General features: G+C 45.1%; 17 protein-coding genes, 1 tRNA gene and 1 other RNA gene. 12 read left to right on the top strand and 7 right to left on the bottom strand.

Going from position 1 to position 21,157, the window contains the following annotated elements:
• Window positions 1-53 precede the first annotated feature (53 nt).
• The 8 genes from LDX50_RS10070 to LDX50_RS10035 all read left to right on the top strand — a co-directional run bounded on the left by LDX50_RS10070 (window position 54) and on the right by LDX50_RS10035 (window position 5,767).
• Entirely contained in the window at window positions 54-818 is a 765-nt protein-coding gene (locus LDX50_RS10070) for a TatD family hydrolase (RefSeq protein WP_225698318.1), read from the top strand.
• Entirely contained in the window at window positions 815-1,897 is a 1,083-nt protein-coding gene (locus tag LDX50_RS10065) for an asparaginase (protein ID WP_225698317.1), read from the top strand. The genes LDX50_RS10070 and LDX50_RS10065 overlap by 4 nt, the downstream gene beginning before the upstream one ends.
• Window positions 1,898-1,966: 69 nt before the next feature.
• Window positions 1,967-2,054: transfer RNA gene (locus tag LDX50_RS10060), tRNA-Ser, on the top strand.
• A gap of 100 nt (window positions 2,055-2,154) precedes the next feature.
• Entirely contained in the window at window positions 2,155-2,994 is an 840-nt protein-coding gene (locus LDX50_RS10055) for a MotA/TolQ/ExbB proton channel family protein (protein WP_225698316.1), read from the top strand.
• Between the two features lie 30 nt (window positions 2,995-3,024).
• On the top strand, window positions 3,025-3,351 hold the full coding sequence (locus LDX50_RS10050; protein ID WP_225698315.1) for a hypothetical protein: 327 nt from the start codon (window positions 3,025-3,027) through the stop codon (window positions 3,349-3,351).
• The gene (locus LDX50_RS10045; protein ID WP_225698314.1) at window positions 3,351-3,941 is read left to right on the top strand and encodes an ExbD/TolR family protein; all 591 of its coding nucleotides are present in this window, start codon (window positions 3,351-3,353) and stop codon (window positions 3,939-3,941) included. Before LDX50_RS10050 ends, LDX50_RS10045 begins: the two co-directional genes overlap by 1 nt.
• Before the next feature lies 1 nt (window position 3,942).
• Entirely contained in the window at window positions 3,943-4,401 is a 459-nt protein-coding gene (locus tag LDX50_RS10040) for an ExbD/TolR family protein (protein WP_225698313.1), read from the top strand.
• A gap of 43 nt (window positions 4,402-4,444) precedes the next feature.
• Window positions 4,445-5,767: an MFS transporter gene (locus LDX50_RS10035; RefSeq protein WP_225698312.1), complete on the top strand. Its 1,323-nt coding sequence runs from the start codon at window positions 4,445-4,447 to the stop codon at window positions 5,765-5,767.
• Here the strand turns inward: LDX50_RS10035 and LDX50_RS10030 are convergent.
• Window positions 5,764-7,647: an SLC13 family permease gene (locus tag LDX50_RS10030; protein ID WP_225698311.1), complete on the bottom strand. Its 1,884-nt coding sequence runs from the start codon at window positions 7,645-7,647 to the stop codon at window positions 5,764-5,766. The two genes, LDX50_RS10035 and LDX50_RS10030, sit on opposite strands and share 4 nt — an antisense overlap.
• A gap of 34 nt (window positions 7,648-7,681) precedes the next feature.
• Here LDX50_RS10030 and LDX50_RS10025 point away from each other — a divergent pair, with 34 nt between their 5' ends.
• Window positions 7,682-8,140, top strand: a complete 459-nt coding sequence (locus LDX50_RS10025) for a type I restriction enzyme HsdR N-terminal domain-containing protein (protein ID WP_225698310.1) — start codon at window positions 7,682-7,684, stop codon at window positions 8,138-8,140.
• Between the two features lie 18 nt (window positions 8,141-8,158).
• Here the strand turns inward: LDX50_RS10025 and ald are convergent, their stop codons facing one another.
• Window positions 8,159-9,274, bottom strand: coding sequence for an alanine dehydrogenase (gene ald / locus LDX50_RS10020; RefSeq protein WP_225698309.1), 1,116 nt, complete (start codon window positions 9,272-9,274; stop codon window positions 8,159-8,161).
• Between the two features lie 309 nt (window positions 9,275-9,583).
• On the opposite strand from ald, the gene LDX50_RS10015 reads away from it, so the two are divergent.
• Window positions 9,584-11,986, top strand: coding sequence for an alpha-ketoacid dehydrogenase subunit alpha/beta (locus LDX50_RS10015; protein ID WP_225698308.1), 2,403 nt, complete (start codon window positions 9,584-9,586; stop codon window positions 11,984-11,986).
• A gap of 40 nt (window positions 11,987-12,026) precedes the next feature.
• Here LDX50_RS10015 and LDX50_RS10010 read toward each other — a convergent pair whose 3' ends face one another.
• Complete coding sequence (locus LDX50_RS10010) at window positions 12,027-12,833, bottom strand: hypothetical protein (RefSeq protein WP_225698307.1); 807 nt, start codon at window positions 12,831-12,833, stop codon at window positions 12,027-12,029.
• A 108-nt stretch (window positions 12,834-12,941) separates the two neighbouring features.
• Here LDX50_RS10010 and LDX50_RS10005 point away from each other — a divergent pair, with 108 nt between their 5' ends.
• Both LDX50_RS10005 and LDX50_RS30765 read left to right on the top strand, forming a co-directional pair.
• On the top strand, window positions 12,942-13,874 hold the full coding sequence (locus LDX50_RS10005; RefSeq protein WP_225698306.1) for an acyl transferase: 933 nt from the start codon (window positions 12,942-12,944) through the stop codon (window positions 13,872-13,874).
• 98 nt (window positions 13,875-13,972) lie between these two features.
• Window positions 13,973-14,098: a hypothetical protein gene (locus LDX50_RS30765; protein WP_255647362.1), complete on the top strand. Its 126-nt coding sequence runs from the start codon at window positions 13,973-13,975 to the stop codon at window positions 14,096-14,098.
• A gap of 8 nt (window positions 14,099-14,106) precedes the next feature.
• Here LDX50_RS30765 and LDX50_RS10000 read toward each other — a convergent pair whose 3' ends face one another.
• The 4 genes from LDX50_RS10000 to LDX50_RS31000 all read right to left on the bottom strand — a co-directional run bounded on the left by LDX50_RS10000 (window position 14,107) and on the right by LDX50_RS31000 (window position 21,145).
• Window positions 14,107-15,267, bottom strand: coding sequence for a sigma-54-dependent transcriptional regulator (locus LDX50_RS10000; protein WP_225698305.1), 1,161 nt, complete (start codon window positions 15,265-15,267; stop codon window positions 14,107-14,109).
• Window positions 15,268-15,289: 22 nt separating this feature from the next.
• Window positions 15,290-15,672: RNase P RNA component class A (gene rnpB, locus LDX50_RS09995), an RNA gene on the bottom strand.
• 66 nt (window positions 15,673-15,738) lie between these two features.
• Window positions 15,739-16,617, bottom strand: coding sequence for a DUF2279 domain-containing protein (locus tag LDX50_RS09990; RefSeq protein ID WP_225698304.1), 879 nt, complete (start codon window positions 16,615-16,617; stop codon window positions 15,739-15,741).
• Window positions 16,604-21,145 carry a translocation/assembly module TamB domain-containing protein gene (locus LDX50_RS31000; RefSeq protein ID WP_225698303.1) on the bottom strand — a complete coding sequence of 1,514 codons (4,542 nt, stop codon included), beginning with the start codon at window positions 21,143-21,145 and terminating at the stop codon, window positions 16,604-16,606. The genes LDX50_RS09990 and LDX50_RS31000 overlap by 14 nt, the downstream gene beginning before the upstream one ends.
• Between the last annotated feature and the right edge of the window lie 12 nt (window positions 21,146-21,157).

The raw sequence follows: 21,157 nt of genomic DNA, 5'->3' as shown, positions 1-21,157 counted from the left end.
TGCGTGAATCTCTTAAGAATCCTTAATTTCGCAGAAATTATAAATTCAAACCCTTGATTGACAGCCACGCACATATATATCTGAAGCAATTTGATGAAGACAGGGATGAAGTCGTAGGACGAGCACTTGATAACGGAATCACGCGGATTCTCATGCCCAATGTTGACCATGAGACTATTGAAATCATGTTTGAGGCTGAGATGAAATATCCGGAATCATGCATGGCCATGATGGGGCTGCATCCGTGCAGTGTGGACCGGCATTTTGAACGGGCGTTATACGAAGTGGAAAGCTGGCTTGGAAGCCGCGAATTTGTTGCTATTGGCGAGATTGGAACCGACCTGTACTGGGATCGTACTTATTGGGGGCAGCAGCAGGAAGCATTTAAGATCCAGATGGCATGGGGGGCGGAAAGGGATTTGCCGGTTGTTATTCATTGCCGTGAATCAATCGATGAGACGATAGAACTTGCAGAGTCCCTTCAGCTGTCCGCATATAAGGGTGTCTTTCATTGTTTTACCGGTACACTTGAGCAGGCCCGAAAAATCACAGGCATGGGATTTCATCTGGGTATTGGAGGAGTGGCTACTTTTAAAAACGGAAATCTGGATGAGGTACTTAAAGAAATCCCGCTGGATCGTATATTATTGGAGACAGATAGTCCGTATCTTGCCCCTGTGCCGCACCGCGGCAAAAGAAATGAACCGGCGTTTGTACGGCTGGTTGCTGAAAAGATCGCTGGCGTGAGGACGGTCGGACTGGATGAAGTGATCGCAGAAACCACGCAAAACTGTCAACGTTTATTCGGCATCAAATGAAAACAGAACGAATCCAGGTTATTACGTCTTCAGCCCATGCTCCGGATCGCAGTGTGCTGATCATTTATACCGGTGGAACGCTGGGTATGATCCACAATGACCAGGGGCTCCTGGTTCCGTTTGATTTTGCAAGTATTTTATCCCATGTGCCTTCATTGCGGCAACTCGGGCTTAATCTTACAGTAATTTCGTTCCATCCCCCAATCGATTCCTCTAACATGACACCGTCCTACTGGACGGAAATAGCCAGGATCATACATAATGAATATCTCAATTTCGACGGTTTTGTTGTATTGCACGGAACTGATACCATGGCTTACACGGCTTCGGCGATAAGCTTTATGCTCGAAAACCTGAATAAACCAGTGATTTTCACAGGCGCTCAGTTGCCCATTACAGCATTTCGCAGTGATGCCCGCGAAAACCTTATTACTTCCCTGGAAATCGCTTCCGCTCAGGATAACGGAATTCCAGTTGTTCCCGAAGTGGCGATCTATTTTAATAATGTGTTGCTGCGTGCAAATCGTTCAAAGAAAGTTGAAAGTGTACACTTCGATGCTTTTGAGTCTGAAAACTATCCAATGCTGGCGGAGTCTGGTGTTGTGATCCATTATAATCATGCCATGATCCTTCAGACCCCTGCAGGACCGTTGACACTGCATGACAAATTGGACAACCGTGTTGCCATACTTAAATTATTCCCGGGCATTCCGCGGGAAGTAGTGGAGGCCATTGTAAATGTGGAGGGCTTGAGAGCGGTGGTTTTGGAAACCTTTGGCGCTGGCAATGCAATCTCCGCTGACTGGTTTATCGACTTGTTACGTGTGACTATTGAAAAAGGTGTGGTTATCGTTAATGTGTCTCAGTGCAATGGAGGAAGGGTAATGCAGGGCAGATATGAAACCAGCAAGCAGCTCGAGGCGATCGGTGTTATTGGCGGTGAGGATCTTACGACGGAGTCAGCTGTGACGAAGCTGATGATGGTCCTGGGTGAGGAGACGGATACCGTTCGTGTAAAAAAGCGGTTCATACAGCCCGTATGTGGCGAAATGACTGATTTGAAGGCGCTATTAAATTAATTTTATCCTTGCATAAAGTCTTTTTTATTGATTTATTTGTGACTTGCCTGAACGTAAGGTTTGGGGAACGGAGAGGTGACCGAGTGGTTGAAGGTGCTCGCCTGGAAAGTGAGTGTGCCCCAAAAGGGTACCGGGGGTTCGAATCCCTTCCTCTCCGCTGAATGTTCGAAAAAATTACTAACTTTAATAAATTTTAATTAGCACTTTACCAAACACGTTTAATCATCTCAAACCTTGAGAATCCTAAAACTTAAATTATGAAAAAACTATTTGCATTATTGGCGATTGCAGGGATGATGTCCCTAGGTTACCAGTCTCAGGCTCAGGACGAGCAGGAAACGTCAGATATGGTTGAAGAAACAGTTGATTCTACTGCTGCTGCGGTTGAGGAAGTTGTGGAAGAAGCCGCACCTGTCGCTGTCACGGAAATTGAACCTGAAGTTGAAGAAGAGGCTAAGTCATTCCAGCAGATCATCAAGGAGAAATTCATCGAAGGTGGTGTGGAATGGATGACGCCTGTATTGATCTGTCTAATTCTCGGACTGGCCATTGCAATCGAAAGGATCATTACCTTGAACATGGCAACCACCAACACCAACAAATTGTTGGCAAACGTTGAAGATGCCCTTGCCAATGGTGGTGTGGAAGCTGCGAAAGAAGTTACACGCAATACTAAAGGCCCTGTTGCTTCAATCTTTACTCAGGGATTGATGCGTATGTCTGAAGGTATTGAAATGGTTGAAAAATCGATTATTGCTTACGGTTCCGTAGAAATGGGCCGCCTGGAGAGAGGTCTTGTTTGGATCTCACTTTTCATCGCACTGGCTCCGATGCTTGGTTTTACCGGTACTGTAATTGGTATGATCGCGGCATTTGATGCGATTGAAGCTGCGGGTGATATTTCACCCCAGATTGTTGCGAACGGTATTAAAGTGGCCCTCCTTACCACGGTAGCGGGTCTGTTCGTAGGTATCATACTGCAAATTTTCTACAATTACCTTGTGTCTAAAATTGATTCCCTGGTTAATCAGATGGAGGATGCATCCATCACACTTGTTGACCTGCTTGTAAAACACAAGCTCAGCGGCAAGTCTTGATTTAATGTTGGAATTAAAATTAATTAACACATGGAAACTTTTGTAAACATAGCGATCCCTGTAGCCTTGATTATGGTGTTGGCAGCGGCAGTATTGTCACTCGCATTACCATTGATCAAGTCGTTGGGTGAGCCTAAAGTACTCTTGAAGAGCCTTCTGGGAGTTGCTGCCATCGCAGTGGTTTTCCTGATTGGCTGGGCAATTGCCGGAGATGAAGTTACTGCAAAATATGCGTCACAAGGTATCACCGAAAGCGGTTCTAAACTGGTAGGCGGTGCACTTACCACGATGTATATTCTGTTTATACTCGCAGTAATCGGAATTGTATTTAGTGAGTTTAATAAAGCATTGAAATAATGGCCAGAAACAGGAAAAGGGAAGATCCCCAAATCAATTCGAGCTCGATGGCAGACATTGCCTTCCTGCTGCTGATCTTCTTTCTTGTGACGACTACCATTGCCAATGATCGAGGTCTGTTTATTCCGCTTCCCCCGGATCCGGAAACGATGGAAGATGTGGATATTAAGATTCCTGAAAGGAACCTTTTCAAGATCCAGATCAACTCGGCTGACCGCTTATTGGTTGAAGGAGAACCGTTAGAAGATGTATCCGCGATCAAACCTATGATTAAGGAGTTTGTGCTTAACTATGGCGCAGATCCTGAGTCTTCGGATAGTCCGGAAGAAGCCATCGTTTCACTGAAGACCGACCGTGGTACCACACAGGCGAGATTCATTGAGGTTCTGGATGAAATTCAGGGAGCCTACTATGATATCTACGCAGACCGTGCCGGGGTAACAAACCAGGGATGGCGTAAGATCATCGATAACCTGAACGATCCGGAGAACAGGCGATTGTATGACGTGGGAAGAGGTATGACGCCGGAAGGCAAACCTGAATTCCCCATGAATATTTCAATTGCAGAACCTACTAAAATCGGAGGGTGATATGTCGAAATTCAAGAAAAAAGCAAATACCAAACAGGAAATACCTACCTCGGCACTGCCGGATATTATTTTCATGCTGTTGTTCTTCTTCATGGTGACCACGGTGTTGCGTGAAGTGACCATCAACGTGAAACAGCGTATCCCCGAAGCTTCGCAGCTGAGAAAGCTGGAGCGCAAGTCACTGGTAAGTTACCTGTATGTAGGTGAACCGAAGAAAACAGAACAGTGGGGATCAGAACCGCGAATTCAGGCGAATGACCAGTTCATCGAACCAAAAGATGTTATTCTTTGGGTGAGCCAGGAAAAGGATAAGCTCGATGAAAATGAACGTGACCAGATCACGATTGCTATGAAGGTTGATAAGGAAGCGAAACGCGGACTTATATCCGACATCGAGTTGCAGTTGCGTAAGGCCAATGCCCGTAAACTGCTGTACACTACGCTTCAGGAAACGGAGTAAGTGTTGAAATAAATAATGCAAATTAAAAGGGTTCCATTTGATCATGGAACCCTTTTTTAATGGTATGAAGCTCAACGATCCGAAAATAATTAACGGCTGGTGCATGTACGACTGGGCAAACTCAGTGTACTCACTCGTGATCACATCGGCCATTTTTCCGGTTTATTACCAGGAGGTTACCGCATCTGAATTCTCAGATACCGTTCAGTTCTTCGGATTTGGTATTTCAAATACAGTCCTGTATTCCTATGCCTTGTCGGCTTCTTTTCTGATCACAGCGATCATCTTGCCGCTGCTTTCGGGGATGGCAGACTACAGTGGCCGAAAGAAGAACTTCATGAAGGGATTTGTCCTGGTAGGAGGTCTGGCATGTATGGGGTTGTATTTTTTCAGGGGAGACAATATTGAATTGGGAATTTTACTTTCCATGCTCGCTAGTATCGGGTATAGCGGAAGCCTTGTTTTCTATGACGCATTTCTGCCAGAGATTGCCACCCCGGATCGCTTTGATAAAATATCTGCCCGTGGTTATGCATTCGGCTACGTTGGCAGTGTGATCCTGCTGCTGTTCAATATATTCATGCTCATGAAACCGGATCTGTTTGGAATACCGGAAGAACAGGGAGACCTGGCGGCACGTATATCATTTCTAATGGTAGGTCTCTGGTGGATTGGGTTCTCTATTATCACCTTCATAAGACTTCCAAATAATCCGTATAACCGGAAGGCAGAAGGAAATATTTTGACTGAAGGTTATCTTGAAATTCAGCGGGTGTATAATTCCCTGTCGGATCTTCCAAATTTGAAGAAGTTCCTGTTTTCGTTCTTTTTCTATAATATGGGTGTTCAAACCGTGATGTACCTGGCCGCCAGCTTTGGATCAAAAGAGCTAAAGATGGCCTCTGAAAGCCTGATTCTCATTGTGCTCATCATTCAGCTTGTAGCCATTGCAGGGGCATACTTTTTCGCTCATCTGTCTCAACGGAAGGGAAACCGGTATTCACTGATTATCATGATTAATATTTGGATCCTGATATGTCTGGCAGCTTATTTTGTATATACCACACCTCAATTTTTCGCGCTTGCCTTTGCAGTCGGACTCGTGATGGGAGGTATCCAGAGCCTTTCCCGGGCAACCTATGCAAAGCTGATTCCTGAAAGCAGCATCGATCACGCGTCTTATTTCAGTTTCTATGATGTCACCTATTATATTTCCACAGTGGTTGGCACCTTCGTTTACGGCCTTATTGAACAACTTACCGGTAGCATGCGAAGCAGTACTCTTGCACTGATGATATTCTTTGTGATCGGACTGTTATTGATGCTGGCGGTACGAATTCCGCATAGCAGGAAATCGGTTCTTTAAATAAAGGAATCCTGATACAAATAAAGAATTACGCTGATAGCCACACTCAGGTATACCACTACGATCGGGAAGCCAAACTTCAGAAAATCTTTGAATGAGTATCCTCCGGGACCAAAGACGATAAGATTCGTCTGATATCCAATCGGTGTGAGGAAAGCCGCGGATGCAGCATAGGCTAATCCCAGGTAATATGGGGTGCCATCCACACCAATACTATTGCTCACCGCATATACGACAGGGAAAATAATGGCCACAGCACCAACATTGGTGATAAAGGAGGTGAGAATGGTTGTGAAGATCATTACACCGGCAAGGATTGCAATACTTCCATAGGGTTGCAGTAATCGTACTACCTCCAATGCCAGCAGATCACCTGTACCCGTACGGATCATGGCTTCACCGATTGATATCGACAGAACAAGTATCGCAACCATATTAATATCCAGATCACGCTTGATGTTTTTTACCGTTATCAGTTTCATGGCGGTCATGACAACGAAAATGATCAGCAGTGAGGTAAATAGGTTAAACGCCTGGGTAATGAGTAAAATCAGCGCAAGACAGGCCACAGTAATCAGCCTTCTTACACTGGACCTGCGGGGCTGAATTTCCTTTTGATCCCCGGCAATCACATACATATCCTTATAGAGGTCGACCCTGTCACCGAATTGCTCGCCGGCATACATAAGCAGAACGTCGCCTGCCCGCAATTTCACATCACCAATCTTACCACTGAGTTTTTCACCGTTTCGATGTATGGCAACGACGGCCGCATCATAACGTTCCCTGAAATTCGCTTCCTTCACTGTTTTTCCATTGATACTCGAGTTTCCACTCAGTACTGCTTCCACGATGTGAATTTGCTTTTTAGGATCAGATTGAACCTGCTCGGGATACCGGATGCCAAGTTCACCCAATTTCAAATCAACGATGGGATCTGTATTTCCAGCAAAAATCAGAATGTCCCCCTGTTCAATAATTTCCTGCGGCTTCACAGGAGAGATCGTTTCTTCGCTTCGTATAATCTCCACCAGGTAAATGCCTCTAAGGTTTCGCAGCCCACCTTCAATTACAGTTTTTCCAATCAGTGAGGAGTTTCGGTCGAGACGTTTTTCAATCAGGTATTCCCGCTGGTTTACCTTGAACTCTTCAATGAGATCTTTATTATCCGGAAGTATGTGCTGAGCGAAAATGACCATAAACAGGATTACTGCGACCGCAACGCATAGTCCGGTGATCAGCAGATCCAGTGAATGCAGTCCGGGAAGCCCGTTCTCTATCATGAAACCGTTCAATACCAGGGTGGTGGAGGTTCCAATGATTGTGATCATACCGCCAACGATTGTTCCATAGGATAGTGGAATCAGGAGTTTCGACGGCGATATACGGTGTTTTTTACCCCATTCAAATACATAGGGCGTCATCAGAACGACGACTGGGGTGTTATTTACAAACGAGGATAAAACGGCAACCTTGGCCAGCATCCCGGCCAGAAATCGCCGATAAGTTTTAGCCCTGCCAAAGACGCGGTCCAATATCCGTTCGGTATTAAAATTGGAACGGATCCCTGCCGTAATCAGGACAAGGATGATCACGCTTGCGATCGATTGATTTGAAAATCCGATCAATACATCCCCCGGTGACAAAATACCCAGCAGGATGAACAAAATCACAGCCAGCAGAAAACTCACCGTGTGTTGTATCCATTCCGTATATAAAAGGATAAACATCAGAATCAGGATTCCGATGACAAAATAGGGCTGAAGTTCAGGGGAAAGTGTAAAAATCATTTCGTCTTCTACTGCGCTCGAATATAGTGACTTCAGCTCAAAATTCTCAATCCGAACCTCTATCTTTCTTGAATAGGGACCGTCTGACATATATTTCCGAAGATGTAGTCGTAACTTAGCGAATATGGTAAGGCTGAATCTTCCTCCATTTAATATCAATGTGCGCAAAAGCCAGGGGAGGCTGGAGATCTTCGATGTAATTCGGAAAAAATTCATCGTTCTGACCCCCGAGGAGTGGGTTCGTCAGCATATGGTGCATTACCTCAAAAATGATCTGAACTATCCGCTCTCACTGATTCAGATAGAAGGCGGGTTGAAGTACAATAAACTTCAGAAAAGAACCGATATCCTCGTGTTTAATAAACAGGGTAATCCTGCCGTACTGGTTGAGTGTAAGTCCTACAAGATGAAAGACATGGGGGAAAAGGTTTTTCAACAGGCTGCCATGTATAACCGGGAAATGAAAGCACCGTACCTTGTTATCACCAATGGGTGGGGGTATTATTGCTGGTCATTCAGGGAAGGGGATATCCGCCAGGAAAAAGAAATCCCTGCCTGGAATGAGATCAACAGGCAGGGATAAAAGTTACTGTATATTTTTTTAGATCAGATGCTCTTCCACACGTACAAATGGCAGGTCAAATGCTTCGGCAACAGCTTCGTAAACGACATCGCCTTTGATAACATTAAGACCCAATAACAGCTCCCGATTTTCCTTGCATGCCTTTTTCCATCCTTTATTAGCCAGTTCTATAGCATAAGGAAGTGTGGCGTTGGTGAGTGCTAGAGTGGAGGTATAGGGTACAGCACCAGGCATATTTGCCACGCAGTAATGTAGAATGCCATCGATCACGTATGTCGGATCTTCATGAGTCGTCGGTTTGCATGTTTCAATGCATCCGCCCTGGTCAACCGCAACGTCTACGAGTACTGTTCCTTCCCGCATTTCCTTCAGCATATCACGTGTAATCAGGTGTGGTGCCTTGGCTCCATGGATGAGTACGGCACCTACAATAAGGTCATGTGTGGGTACCAGTTCCCTGATGTTATATTCGTTTGACATGAATGTGTTCACATTGGCTGGCATCACATCGTCAAGGTAACGCAGGCGGGGAAGGTTAACATCCATGATGGTCACATCGGCACCCATACCTGCAGCCATTTTCGCAGCGTTGGTTCCAACAACACCGCCACCAAGGATCAACACCTTTGCCGGACGAACACCGGGTACACCTCCCAGCAGGATACCCCGGCCCTTGAGGGGTTTTTCGAGATATTTAGCACCTTCCTGGATAGCCATACGGCCTGCAACTTCCGACATGGGAACCAGAAGGGGCAGACTGTGATCAGCCTTTTCAACTGTTTCATATGCCAGACATACCGCCCCGCTCTTGATCATAGCGTGTGTAAGCGGTTCGTAGGATGCAAAATGGAAATAAGTGAAAACCAGTTGATCCTTCTTAATTAATTCATATTCAGGTTCAATTGGCTCTTTCACCTTCATAATCATTTCGGCTTTGTCATAAACAGCCTCGATAGTTGGCAATATGCTTGCGCCTGCCTGTACATATTCGTCATCAGGAAAACCACTGCCTTCCCCGGCGTGGGTTTGAATATATACCTCATGTCCCCTTTTGACAAGTTCCTGAGCTCCTCCGGGTGTGAGGGCTACGCGATTTTCGTTGTTTTTAATTTCCTTGGGTACTCCAATGATCATGATATAGTGATTTTAGCATTCCAGCCACAAATATAATCACTCATGACCGTTCGGAACATAGATTTATGAATGATGGTTTTGCAGGCATCGATAAAAAAAATTAAAACCATATTAAATTTTATATAATGTATGTTATACAAAATAATAGATTGGTAAATCGCGTTTTTATTTATCAATATTGGGAAAAAAATTTCCTGATTTTTTATCTGCTCTATTTTGGAAAAGTATCTCTATTTGTCAGATCATACCTTTTAATGTAATTTAGAGCCGGAAATCCGAACGGGAATTTTTTAAAACATATTAAATAAAGTGAGTATCGCCAAGACAGCCAGAAAGACGAAAAATTCTACCGAAGTATTACAGGACTTTAGGTTAGCTTGTGAAAGCCGGGAAGCCAGTTTACTTGGCAGGAAAGAGGTTTTTATGGGCAAGGCCAAATTCGGTATTTTTGGAGATGGCAAGGAGCTGGCGCAGATCGCAATGGCTAAGGTTTTTCAGCCCGGTGATTTCAGGTCAGGTTATTATCGCGATCAGACCTTCATGCTGGCAATAGGTGAACTCACACTGCAACAATATTTCGCACAGTTGTACGCTCATACAGATGTTGAAGCGGATCCGGCTTCTGCCGGGCGACTGATGAATGGTCACTTTGCAACGCGTATGTTGGATGATGAGGGCCGTTTAAAGGAAATCAGCAAGCTTAAAAACAGCAGTGCCGATATATCACCAACCGCCGGACAAATGCCACGGCTGGTCGGACTTGCCTGGGCATCAAGCCTGTTTCGTCAACGGAAAGATCTCCATCGATTCACTGAACTTTCTAATAAGGGCAATGAAATAGCCTTTGGTACGATTGGAAATGCATCTACCTCGGAGGGTATGTTTTATGAATCCATCAATGCGGCGGGGGTTCTTCAGGTACCGATGTTAACCTCGGTCTGGGATGATGATTATGGTATTTCCGTTCCGAAGGAATATCACACAACAAAATATAGTATCTCCAAAGCGCTGGCAGGTATGCAGCGGACAAAGAACGAACCGGGGCTTGAGATCATGACGGTGAAAGGTTGGGATTATCGTGCCTTGATTGCTGCATATGAGAAAGCCGCCAAAATTTGCAGGGAGGATCATGTGCCCGTGCTACTGCATGTAACAGAGGTTACCCAGCCACAGGGCCATTCCACCTCCGGATCCCATGAGCGTTATAAATCCAAGGAGCGTCTTGAATGGGAGGCAGAGCATGATTGCATTCGTATGATGCGTAACTATATCCTTCAGGAGGGTTTTGCTGATGAGGCCACTCTTGATGAGATTGAAAAGAAAGCTAAATCCACCGCAAAAGCGGCAAAGGATGCCGCATGGAAAGCCTTTAACTCCCAGTTAAAGGCTGCAGAGGATGAAGCCCTGGCGCTGATCGATATGGCCATGGAACAAAGTATCCATAAAACTGCACTGAAAGAAATCAGGCAGGAATTGGCAACTACCGTAAATCCCATCCGGATGGATTCGGATCGTGCGGTTCGTAAAGCCTTACGTACTATACGTGAAGAGGAACTCGAGGTAAAAGATCGCTTGCGAACCTGGATAAAGCGGGAGGAGAATGCAAATTTCGACAGGTTCAGCTCACATCTGTATAGTCAGTCTGAGGAGGCAGCCACAAATATTGAGGTTGTTCCCCCGGTATATTCCGAATCAAGCAAGTTAGTTGACGGCAGGGAAGTACTCCAGGCCTGTTTTGACGAGGCGCTTGCACGCGATCCGCGTGTCTTTGCCTTCGGTGAAGATGTTGGGAAAATTGGAGATGTTAATCAGGCTTTTGCAGGTCTTCAGCAAAAGTATGGTGAATTAAGAGTTACAGACACCGGAATCAGGGAGACGACCATTATCGGACAAGGGATTGGAGCCGCATTGAGGGGATTGAAGCCCATCGCTGAAATTCAATATCTTGATTACCTGATTTATGCCCTGCCCACCCTGAGTGATGATCTTGCAACGCTTCAGTATCGTACGAAAGGCGGGCAAAAAGCTCCCCTTATCATCCGTACAAGGGGTCACAGACTTGAAGGTGTTTGGCATGCCGGATCTCCGCTGGGTATGATTTTACATAGCTTGCGTGGCATTTACGTATTGGTTCCAAGGAACATGACGCAGGCAGCGGGTTTCTACAATACAATGCTGCAGTCAGACGATACAGCCCTGATCATCGAATGCCTGAATGGTTACCGGCTTAAAGAGAAAGTTCCTGATAATATCGGGACATTTACTGTACCACTCGGCCATCCCGATATATTGCGTGAGGGGAATGATGTAACCATTGTGACCTATGGTTCTATGTGCAGAATAGTCATGGAGGCAGCCCATCAACTTGAATCAGAAGGTATTTCCTGTGAAGTGATCGATGTTCAGTCATTGCTGCCTTTCGATGTTAATCACAAGATCGTAGAATCTGTCAGGAAGACGAATCGCCTGGTATTCGCCGATGAAGATGTTCCCGGTGGTGCCAGCGCATTTATGATGCAGCAGGTGGTTGAAGGACAGAATGCCTGGAGATACCTCGATTCGAAACCGGTGACTATCAGCGCAAGAGAGCACCGGCCAGCGTATGCTTCGGATGGGGATTATTATTCAAAGCCAAATACCGAAACCGTGTTTGATGCGGTTTATAAAATGATGGCTGAGGCTTTACCCAACCGTTTTCCTGATATTTACTAAAGATGTATAAATGGATGATCTGTCCGGGTTACCCGATGGATTACTGAATTTCATCGAGTCGGAATGCAGGCGTTTCAATTTCGTTGCTTTTGTGTCCTGCCCGATCATAGATAAATACCTTCAGTTTTATTCGATTGTTTTGAAAGGTGCTTCTCCAGCCGACACTCGTCATACGATATGTAATTACACCTTCGGATGATTTGTCCCTGCCAATTTCATTAATGAGCGGAAAGCGGCCGTTGTAATTAACGTTGCATTCTGGCGGACGGGAAAATTCCCAAAAGAACTCTTCGAAATCATTGCTTCCTGGAACATTTTCCACGAAGAATTTCACATACATATTATTGAATCGCGGATTTTTTTGATAGTAGACAGTATCATCGACAATCGGCTGATCACTTTGAGGTCCGAAAATCTGTATCTCCCTCCAATATTGGCAATATTCGGGGAAGCTGTAATCGGGTAAGGTATCCAGTTCAGGAATGTTGCGACGATCGGAAAACCGGATAATATTATTTACGAGTTCGAGATCTGATTGAGATGCCCCGGATAGTGTATCCAGTGCATATTCAGTAATTCTTTCCGAAACAGGATTGAAGGCAAAAAGCGAGAAATCATTGAAAGGTGACTCACGGTCACGCGGATCCTCTGCCCGTAATCCCAAATCTCCGTCTCCATCCTCGAAATCAATTTTTAAAATCAGTGAATCAGACTCCAGAAAACCTCCGACCTCCACATACCTTATATCGTTGAACGAAATGTTGGGTGTTATCGGGAATTCCTCCGTATCAACGCAGGAAACCATGCCAAGCATAAGGACGGATAACCATAAAACATTTATCTTCATGCCTAAAATTACTATTTAATCCAAGATAATCCGAAAACACTGGCCCCTTTTGAACATATCAAGCGACTGATTGACGGCGGTGAACTCATCGATTTCGACAGGCTGGCAATGGAGGTATTCCATCTGCAGGCCGGTCAAAACCCGGTTTACCGGGCTTTCCTTCATTATCTTGGTGTCAATCCAACTAATATAACGCAGATTCATCAGGTTCCGTTTATGCCGGTTGAATTTTTTAAGCAACACCGTATCGCCACGGGCAACTGGGAGGAGAAGGAAGTATTTACAAGCAGTGGAACAACCGGAATGCGTGTTAGCCAGCACTTCATAGAGGATCCTGGGTTTTACCTGCGCCATTCATTGCAAATCTTTGAGTCGTTTTACGGTGCGGTAACTGACTACCACATCCTCGCTCTTCTCCCTGGATACCTTGAACGGGAGGGGTCATCCCTTATCGCGATGGTTCAGTATTTCATAGAGCGATCTGAAGACAGCCATGGTGGTTTCTTTCTTCATAATCATGATGAATTACGTGAGCGGATTACCTGGCTTTCGCAGAACAGTGATCGAAAAATATTACTGCTTGGCGTATCCTTTGCACTCCTTGATTTCGCTGAGGAAGGTGATATTCCGGAGCTGAACAACCTTATCGTAATGGAAACCGGAGGGATGAAGGGGAGACGAAAGGAGATTTTGCGGGAGGAATTGCATGAAACACTTTGCAAGGCCTTTCATGTCACAGAAATTCACTCTGAATACGGCATGACAGAGTGTTTGTCCCAGTCATATTCAAAGGGCGGAGGTATCTTCCGTATGCCTTTCAGCATGCGTATTTACCTTCGTGATGCAAATGATCCGCTTGACAGCAGCAATGAAGTGAGCAGGGGTGCCATCAATATCATTGACCTGGCAAATGTGCACAGTTGTTCTTTTCTTCAGGTAGGGGATTTAGCTGAGAAAACAGCCAACGGATTCCGGGTTCTCGGCCGGATGGATAATTCCGATGTTCGCGGTTGCAATTTAATGGTTCAGAGTTCGTTTTAATGGTGTACTTTGGAACAGAATGTACTTTTTTGTGGTTTTAAAGTACTAAAAGTAAATATTTCACTATATTTCGAATTCGAAAATTTAAAATTGTACACATGAAAGTTCGAATCGCCCTGTTTTTGTTTGTTGTTTTCGGATTATCTGCATGCAGCCAGTATACCTGTCCGACCTATTCAAAGGAAGATGTTAAGAAAGAGGTAAGCGAAGAGCAACACATTTGATCTGAAGGTTACCCTATGTCAGTATTGCGCTGAACGTCCTTTTCATTTATTGTTTCCCCGCTCATTATTACCAGTCGTTCCACAACATTCCGTAATTCACGGATGTTCCCTGTCCATTCGTGTTTTTGAAGAAGTTCGATTGCTTCCTTGTTAATTGACTTTGGCTTTGTTCCGTATTCGTTTGCAATGTCATTTAGAAAACGTTCAACCAGCAGGGGAATATCATCTTTACGTTCCCGAAGCGGTGGCACCTTGATCAGTATTACACTCAGCCTGTGATACAGGTCTTCCCTGAACTTGTTCTCCTCGATGGCTTTTTTCAGGTCTTTATTCGTAGCAGCTATGACCCGAACATTTACCTTGATCTCCTTGTCCCCGCCAACCCGGGTAATTTTATTTTCCTGCAGGGCCCGCAATACTTTCGCCTGAGCAGAAAGGCTCATATCACCAATTTCATCAAGGAAAAGTGTTCCGTTATTGGCTTGCTCGAATTTACCGATACGTTGTTTTACAGCAGATGTAAAGGATCCTTTTTCGTGACCAAAAAGTTCACTCTCGATCAATTCTGAAGGAATGGCGGCGCAATTCACTTCTACCATTGGATTTTTCTGACGGGTGCTGAGCTCATGAAGCCAACGGGCAACAAGTTCCTTCCCCGTACCGTTTTCACCAGTGATCAATACGCGTGCTTCGGTGGGGGCAACTTTTTCGATTGTTTCCTTTACCTCGCTGATAGCCCGGGACTCTCCAACAATGTCGAAAGTCTTTGATATTTTTCGCTTAAGGGTTTTTGTTTCCTGGACCAGGTCTGAACGATCCATGGCGTTCCGTACCGAGATAAGCAGACGATTCAGATCCGGCGGTTTTTGAATGAAATCGAACGCTCCTTTTTTGGTGGCATCAACTGCGGTTTCGATCGTGCCGTGTGCGCTGATCATTATGAACGGAACATCAAGTCCCTCCTCCATTACCTTGTCCCGCACCTCCATGCCATCCATTTTCGGCATCTTAATATCGCAGAGGACTACATCAAACTGCTCCTTCTTAAGCATTTCAAGTCCCTCGGCGCCATTTTTAGCTTCCTTTATTTCATACTTTTCGTATTCAAGGATTTCCTTAAGGGTATCCCGGATGCTCTGTTCGTCGTCGATTATCAGTATTTTCGGCATAAGATCGTTTGGTTAAAAAATAAGATAATACAAGCCTGTAAGCCGGGTTCTGTCTGCCGGCTTTCGCCGTCAGCCCTGTCATTTATCTGGTCCTGGCGTCACCACCAGGATCTATCAGCCTACCCATCCGGTCCGTTCCGAAGAACATTGGACGAGCCGCCCTCTGGGCCGGACTTATTTGGCCTTTCAGCGCGCAAGGTTTACCATGCCTCCCGGGTCACCCCGAAGAGCGGTGGGCTCTTACCCCGCCTTTTCACCTTTTCCTCAATCGAAATTGAGGTAGTTTGTTTTCTGTGGCACTTTCTGTACCCCGATCGAAATCAGGATCCTTCCCGTTAGGAAGTGCGCTGCTCTATGCTGCCCGGACTTTCCTCCCGTATAACGAGCGACAGGGCGGCTTGCATTATCTTATTCAAAATTACGTAAATCCCTCACATACACCACACCTATTGTGCCAATCTATGTCAGATGTCAGTATAGCCAGTGAAAACGCACATCTTTCCTGCTGAATTCAACGGACGGGGCGGGAATACGTATCATATTCACAAAAAACAGGGCTGTATTCACAAACTTTGATCTGCTCCGGATGTGCGTGAGGTCGAAATCAATGCCCACATACCACTGGCGATATGGATCAAGGCCGGCTTCCCGGTTCTGGTCGTCGTTTGCATAGATCATATCTTCTGCGCCGTACCCAATGGCCAGGTTGAGCCACTTCGGGAAGGGCTTGTTGATAAATTCAGAGAGATCGAATGAGAGCCAGTATGACTGTCCGTTGTAATCTTTCAGAATCTCTTCTGCAAGACCGCTGCCCAATACTTCCGGCCGGAGTTCTGCATAGCCCGTTCGCCTGAAACTGAACTTGGGATGAATCCTGATATCCTTCCAAAGCAAACGTTGTCCGGTGTAAAGCCCGATGCCAAGGGTATTTGCAACAAGATCTGTTGCCGAAGCGCCGTATTCTGCTGAGAAGCCATCGAGAACTTCTATGGTGGCCATAAAGGTAAAGGAAGAAACCGCAGACCAGAGTATAGCCTTGTTATCTTCCAGCCCCGCCCACTTCAAAGCCTGGAAGGATGTACTTTGCCACTGAAAAGCGCCGTAAAGGTGCCCGACCTTGTCAACCTGTTTCCACTGCTTACTGTCATTAAAAAAGTGAAAAGGTTGCTTTTCAAAATCCGAATACCATTGATTGCTTAGCCAGAGGATCGAGCCTGTGTAAGCTACCGCTGTGCCCACAGAAAGGTAGGTCAGCCGCCTGGAATAATTGATGCTGTCATTTTCCTGCGCATATCCCTCCAGCACAAGGAAAAAAATCAGAAGCCCCGTAATCAGTTTATTCACTTTCATCTTCGCGATTGGTGAGAATCAGGGGGTCTGTCTCTTCCTGATTTTCCTCCGGGGTATCGGGTTGCTTTTTCCTGGATCGCTGAAAGAGATCTTTTATTTCATCAAATGTCTGTGTGTAGATGAATCCGAACCCGGTGGTAATGGTATTTCGGTTATCATCCGTTTGATAGATCGGGTTATAGTTTGTTCGGTTGTACATTTTTGCCTTGAACTTGCCATCCGGCGTCAATAAATATTCAACCATCCAGTCGCCGGCAATACTTGAAATGTCAACCTTGTTTTGCTGGTTTGTGAACCCACCTGCACGTGTTACACGCAAGCGTCCATCCAGGAATGTATAGGAAAGGCGTAGCTGGAACGTGTTGAATGCTTCATTATCAAGAGCACCCAGATCTACATCAATCTCGAGGTTTTCATCCACCTGCGTGATCCAGTAGCTCAGCTGATTGGAAAGGAGTTCGCTCACACTGCTGGTAATCGCACCTCCTGTATTGAATGACTGTAACGGACTGAACTTACGAAGAACGATAAGGCTGAATACCTGTCGCTTCAGTTCCTGTTCGTCGATACTGTTCTTGAATCTTAAAAATTCAAATTCCAGATCAACATTTCGTTCGGCAATGGTAATATTTCGGGGAAGTTCCTGTGCCACTATGTCAAAATCAACAGCTGGCGACAGCAGTGGTCCTTCAATGTCCAGGAGTACCTGTACCGGATATTTTCTTCTTAGCTCCACCGATTCGCTGTAGACTTCATCACTTTCCTGTTGAATAAGTAGCGGAAGGAACGAAGCCAGCTGATTGTAGGTGGCATTAATATCGAGTATGCCCTGGTAGGGGTCTCCGTACCAGGAGATCTTACTGTTGGGCAAGATCTCAAATTCTTTATTGATGATGTTATACAGGGTGAAGTTGTATCCTCCTTCCTGTATTTCAAAATCGCCGAACATGTTGAAATCTCCCTTCGTATCGATTTGAAGCTTGATATCCCCATTTCCCCGGCCACGGATAATATCACCTGCCTTTATATCAAAAATTATTTCTGCATATGCCGCTGGTGTTACCTCCAGATCGAAATCCAGTTTTAACCCGCGAAGATCAACTCGTTTTACCACGTTATCCTGGTCTAGATTGGTGGTGTCATTGAAATTCATGAACTGTATGAAATCCTTTTGTTCAAAGGATTCTGTATCTCCGATCGGGATAAAGATGCGTGTTCCCCTCTCGGTTCTGGCCTGCGCAGTGATGCTCATGTTCTTAACAGGTCCTTCGAAGCTGATTTCACCTGTTGCGATACCCGTACCATAAAACAGATCATTATCCTGCGAACGGGTGTCGAGGACAGTAAACTGATTCATAACCCCTTGCAGGTCCATATAAAAGTCCTTGTAGTTGGTATGACCAATAATACCGCTTAGAAACGCCTTCTGATCACGGGTATCAGTCAGGTTAATTCGCTGAAAACCGATTTTGTCAGGTTCCAGGAAGAAAGTTCCTTCCAGTAAATAATCGGTGTTCAGGTAATTCACATGAACCTGACCGTCTTCAATAATACCTTCACCCCGAATATACGGGGAACCAAGTCTGCCTGTTACGCGTACCAGACCAGATACCGTCCCCTGGATATTAGTAAAGTAACTGTTGAAAAAGGGTTCAAGAATCTTCAGACTCGTTTTATTCAGGTTGGCGGTAAGATTCAGTTGTTCTGTTTCTTCGGATGGCGTATACGTTCCATCGATGACCAGGATCCGGTCTTCCGACCGTTCAATACGAAGGGATGTCTCAAACTGTTGGCGTAAATGGTTCCAGTTGTTGGTTCCTTCAATATTGCCAATCAGAAAATTATCAATAGTAAGTGCCTGTAATGTTCCGGTGGACTGTATTTTCGTTTCGCCATAGTACTCCCGGATATCCGCAAACCCGTTGATGGTACCCGAAAGTTGCTGATTTATGATGGTATTGATATTATCGAGCTGAATGCTGTCGATTCTGATATTAAAAACATCGGATGGGTCTGCTGAAAGTATTCCGTTGAATGACAGTTCCTGGCCCTGGTGAGAAATATCCAGATTGTGGATTTCGATTCGCTCTTTCCGGATCTCAATGCTGTTGGATGGTTCGATCGTCCACATTTTATCCAGGATGGTGAGATTTGAAGGGGCAAAGCGTATTCGCGTCAGGTCGTCCAGAAAATCGACCTCACCGTATAGTCTGGCATAGTTCGGGTAGGCAGACTGATCTATGTCGAATTCAAAATCAATATGATCATCATTCCAGATGCCTTCAACAAAAAGGTTTTTGGTTGAGATATTTTCAATTGATTGCCTTCCGCTGCTTCCAAAAGCCATCGCCAGCACATTCGTACTGTCGCTCACCTTTGAGATATTCAGCTGAATGTCGTTTTCAAAGAATGAATTGCCTTTGTAGGTTACCGTATCAGGATTTGTCTGCATGGAAAAAATTGACGTATAGCCACTGATATAACGTCCGTGGATACCGGTCTTTCCAGAGACATAAATATCGGGTAAGAATACGTCGAAGAGTGGTTGTCCATTCACCAATTCGATAGAATAGTCGATATCATGATTGTCAGGGATTTCTGTTTTGGCGTCATAGTAGCCTCGGAGTGCATCCGGGTCATTTTCGAAATTCAATCTGAATTCTGTATAAAGATTTTTTACATCGGTTATGAGTGTTGTGATATCAAATGTACCCTCAAGACGCGCATTCAGCAAAGAGGTAATGAGATCGATCGTCCTCCGGTCGTCATATATATTTGACTCCAGCATAAGGGAGTCCAGCTGAAGGCTTTTCTGTTTATATCGGACAAATGTATCAGACAGACGCGCCACTCCGCGAATACTATCCAGTTCAAGGCCGGTCGCGTCTATTGTGAGTCGGGTATGAAGAAAGAACTCGTCATCGGTAATATTTAGCAGATCCAGACGAGCAGTATCAAGTTGTGCCCGCACGTTAAAGAGATCAATACCCTCCCGAAGGTCGATGGATCCTGTGGTAGTCAGCTTCAGGTTAGGATCATCGATCTGCAGGAATCCTTCAAAATATTCTTTCGCGAAGCGTGCGTCTGTGTTGATGTTTACATAATTATAATTGTTGATCCCGATTCTATCAATTCGTCCTTTTAACACGAAGTTTGCACTTTCGAGGGTAAAGCCCGTTCCTTCGATCTCCCCGTTCATGGTCACCCGACCAAAAACATCTTCCCCGGTGTAACCTCCGAGGTTGAAGTTGGTGACCGACAGACGGCCCGTGTAACGGGATTGATTGATATCCTCTTCCAGCTTCAGGTTTATGTCTGAGTTGATATTTCCATAATCGGTATAGAAATCTCCATTGGCAACAAAGTCACTCGGGAAACCAAGGAACTGACTGTTGAAGCGAACGGTTGAAAATGGTTCAAGGCGCTGATAGGTGGCTGGTTGGACATAATCTTTCAGGTCTGCGATCCTCACGTAGGAATCCTCCAGGTCGAAATCAATGAATGTTTCAGAGAAATCGGGAAGACCCGCCATACGGATACGGCCGTTAATGGATGTATTCTTCCCAAACTTCACACTGGCTTCGGTGAAATTGAAGCTGTTCACCAGCCCTTCAAATACCCCGGATATGGTATAGCTGTCTTCATAATTTTCGAATACAGGTGCAAAGAGGGCCAGGTCTTTGCTGTAAATACGCGTGTCGGCAATATGTGCTTCCATACGTACTTTCGTAATGAATTCACTCATCTCGGCAGTACCGTTATACAGGAAGCGTATGCTGTCGTTGATTTCAGACTGCCCGATTTTCAGTGACAGGTCATAGAATTCCATTGCCTGCTGGGAGACTCGGAAGAATGATTCCATGTCATGAAGTTCAAGATTCGTTTTTTCGTCAGTAGCACTCAGTTGTAATATGTCAAGCGCAAGGGTATCGGATATGGAAAGAAGGTTCCGAAAGGAACCGTTGATCTTATTAAGCCGGAAGTGGTTATAATCGAATCCGTCAATCGAATCTTTACGGGGATCGTCATAAATGAAGGTTGCATTATCCAGGGTTACTAAATCAACGGAGACGTATTTTCGTGTTTTCTTTTCCTTTTTGATCAGGGCCTTGACGCGTCTCACCAGCTCGTTGATATTCAGCGTTTCGATGCTGTCCTGAATATTGATCCTCGTAAGGAATATTTCTGCTCCTAAAATATTCACTTCATCGATATTTCTGTTTGAACGGTCGATAAGTGAACGAATGGCAAAATCTATTTCAATACGGTCGGCATTCAGCAACCGGTTGTTTTCAGGATCATACAAGCCAACTCCTTCAATGGCAACCTTATCAAACCAGTCGATATCTACTTTATCGATGAAGAGCGTGTATCCGGTACTTTCGGAAAAATTTTGGGTTAACCACGAAACGATTCGGGTTTGTACATAGGGGAATTGGATCAGACCTATCAGGATCAATAGGAAGATAAAGAAATAAAGCAGCGCCTTTAAAACTACCCTGAGAAATCGTTTTTTAATAACTTGCACCAAAGTTGCTCA

Source organism: Fulvivirga sedimenti (assembly GCF_020328055.1).
This window is presented reverse-complemented; position numbering and strand designations above follow the sequence as displayed.

Excerpts from the sequence above, each read along its gene's own strand:
- LDX50_RS10040 (WP_225698313.1), top strand. The coding sequence starts at position 3,943 with ATGTCGAAATTCAAGAAAAAAGCAAATACCAAACAGGAAATACCTACC.
- LDX50_RS09990 (WP_225698304.1), bottom strand. The coding sequence starts at position 16,617 with ATGAAAGTGAATAAACTGATTACGGGGCTTCTGATTTTTTTCCTTGTG.
- LDX50_RS10045 (WP_225698314.1), top strand. The coding sequence starts at position 3,351 with ATGGCCAGAAACAGGAAAAGGGAAGATCCCCAAATCAATTCGAGCTCG.
- LDX50_RS10055 (WP_225698316.1), top strand. The coding sequence starts at position 2,155 with ATGAAAAAACTATTTGCATTATTGGCGATTGCAGGGATGATGTCCCTA.
- LDX50_RS10050 (WP_225698315.1), top strand. The coding sequence starts at position 3,025 with ATGGAAACTTTTGTAAACATAGCGATCCCTGTAGCCTTGATTATGGTG.
- LDX50_RS10005 (WP_225698306.1), top strand. The coding sequence starts at position 12,942 with ATGGAGGTATTCCATCTGCAGGCCGGTCAAAACCCGGTTTACCGGGCT.
- LDX50_RS30765 (WP_255647362.1), top strand. The coding sequence starts at position 13,973 with ATGAAAGTTCGAATCGCCCTGTTTTTGTTTGTTGTTTTCGGATTATCT.
- LDX50_RS10000 (WP_225698305.1), bottom strand. The coding sequence starts at position 15,267 with ATGCCGAAAATACTGATAATCGACGACGAACAGAGCATCCGGGATACC.
- LDX50_RS10035 (WP_225698312.1), top strand. The coding sequence starts at position 4,445 with ATGGAACCCTTTTTTAATGGTATGAAGCTCAACGATCCGAAAATAATT.
- LDX50_RS10010 (WP_225698307.1), bottom strand. The coding sequence starts at position 12,833 with ATGAAGATAAATGTTTTATGGTTATCCGTCCTTATGCTTGGCATGGTT.
- LDX50_RS10030 (WP_225698311.1), bottom strand. The coding sequence starts at position 7,647 with ATGTCAGACGGTCCCTATTCAAGAAAGATAGAGGTTCGGATTGAGAAT.
- ald (WP_225698309.1), bottom strand. The coding sequence starts at position 9,274 with ATGATCATTGGAGTACCCAAGGAAATTAAAAACAACGAAAATCGCGTA.
- LDX50_RS10025 (WP_225698310.1), top strand. The coding sequence starts at position 7,682 with ATGGTAAGGCTGAATCTTCCTCCATTTAATATCAATGTGCGCAAAAGC.
- LDX50_RS10065 (WP_225698317.1), top strand. The coding sequence starts at position 815 with ATGAAAACAGAACGAATCCAGGTTATTACGTCTTCAGCCCATGCTCCG.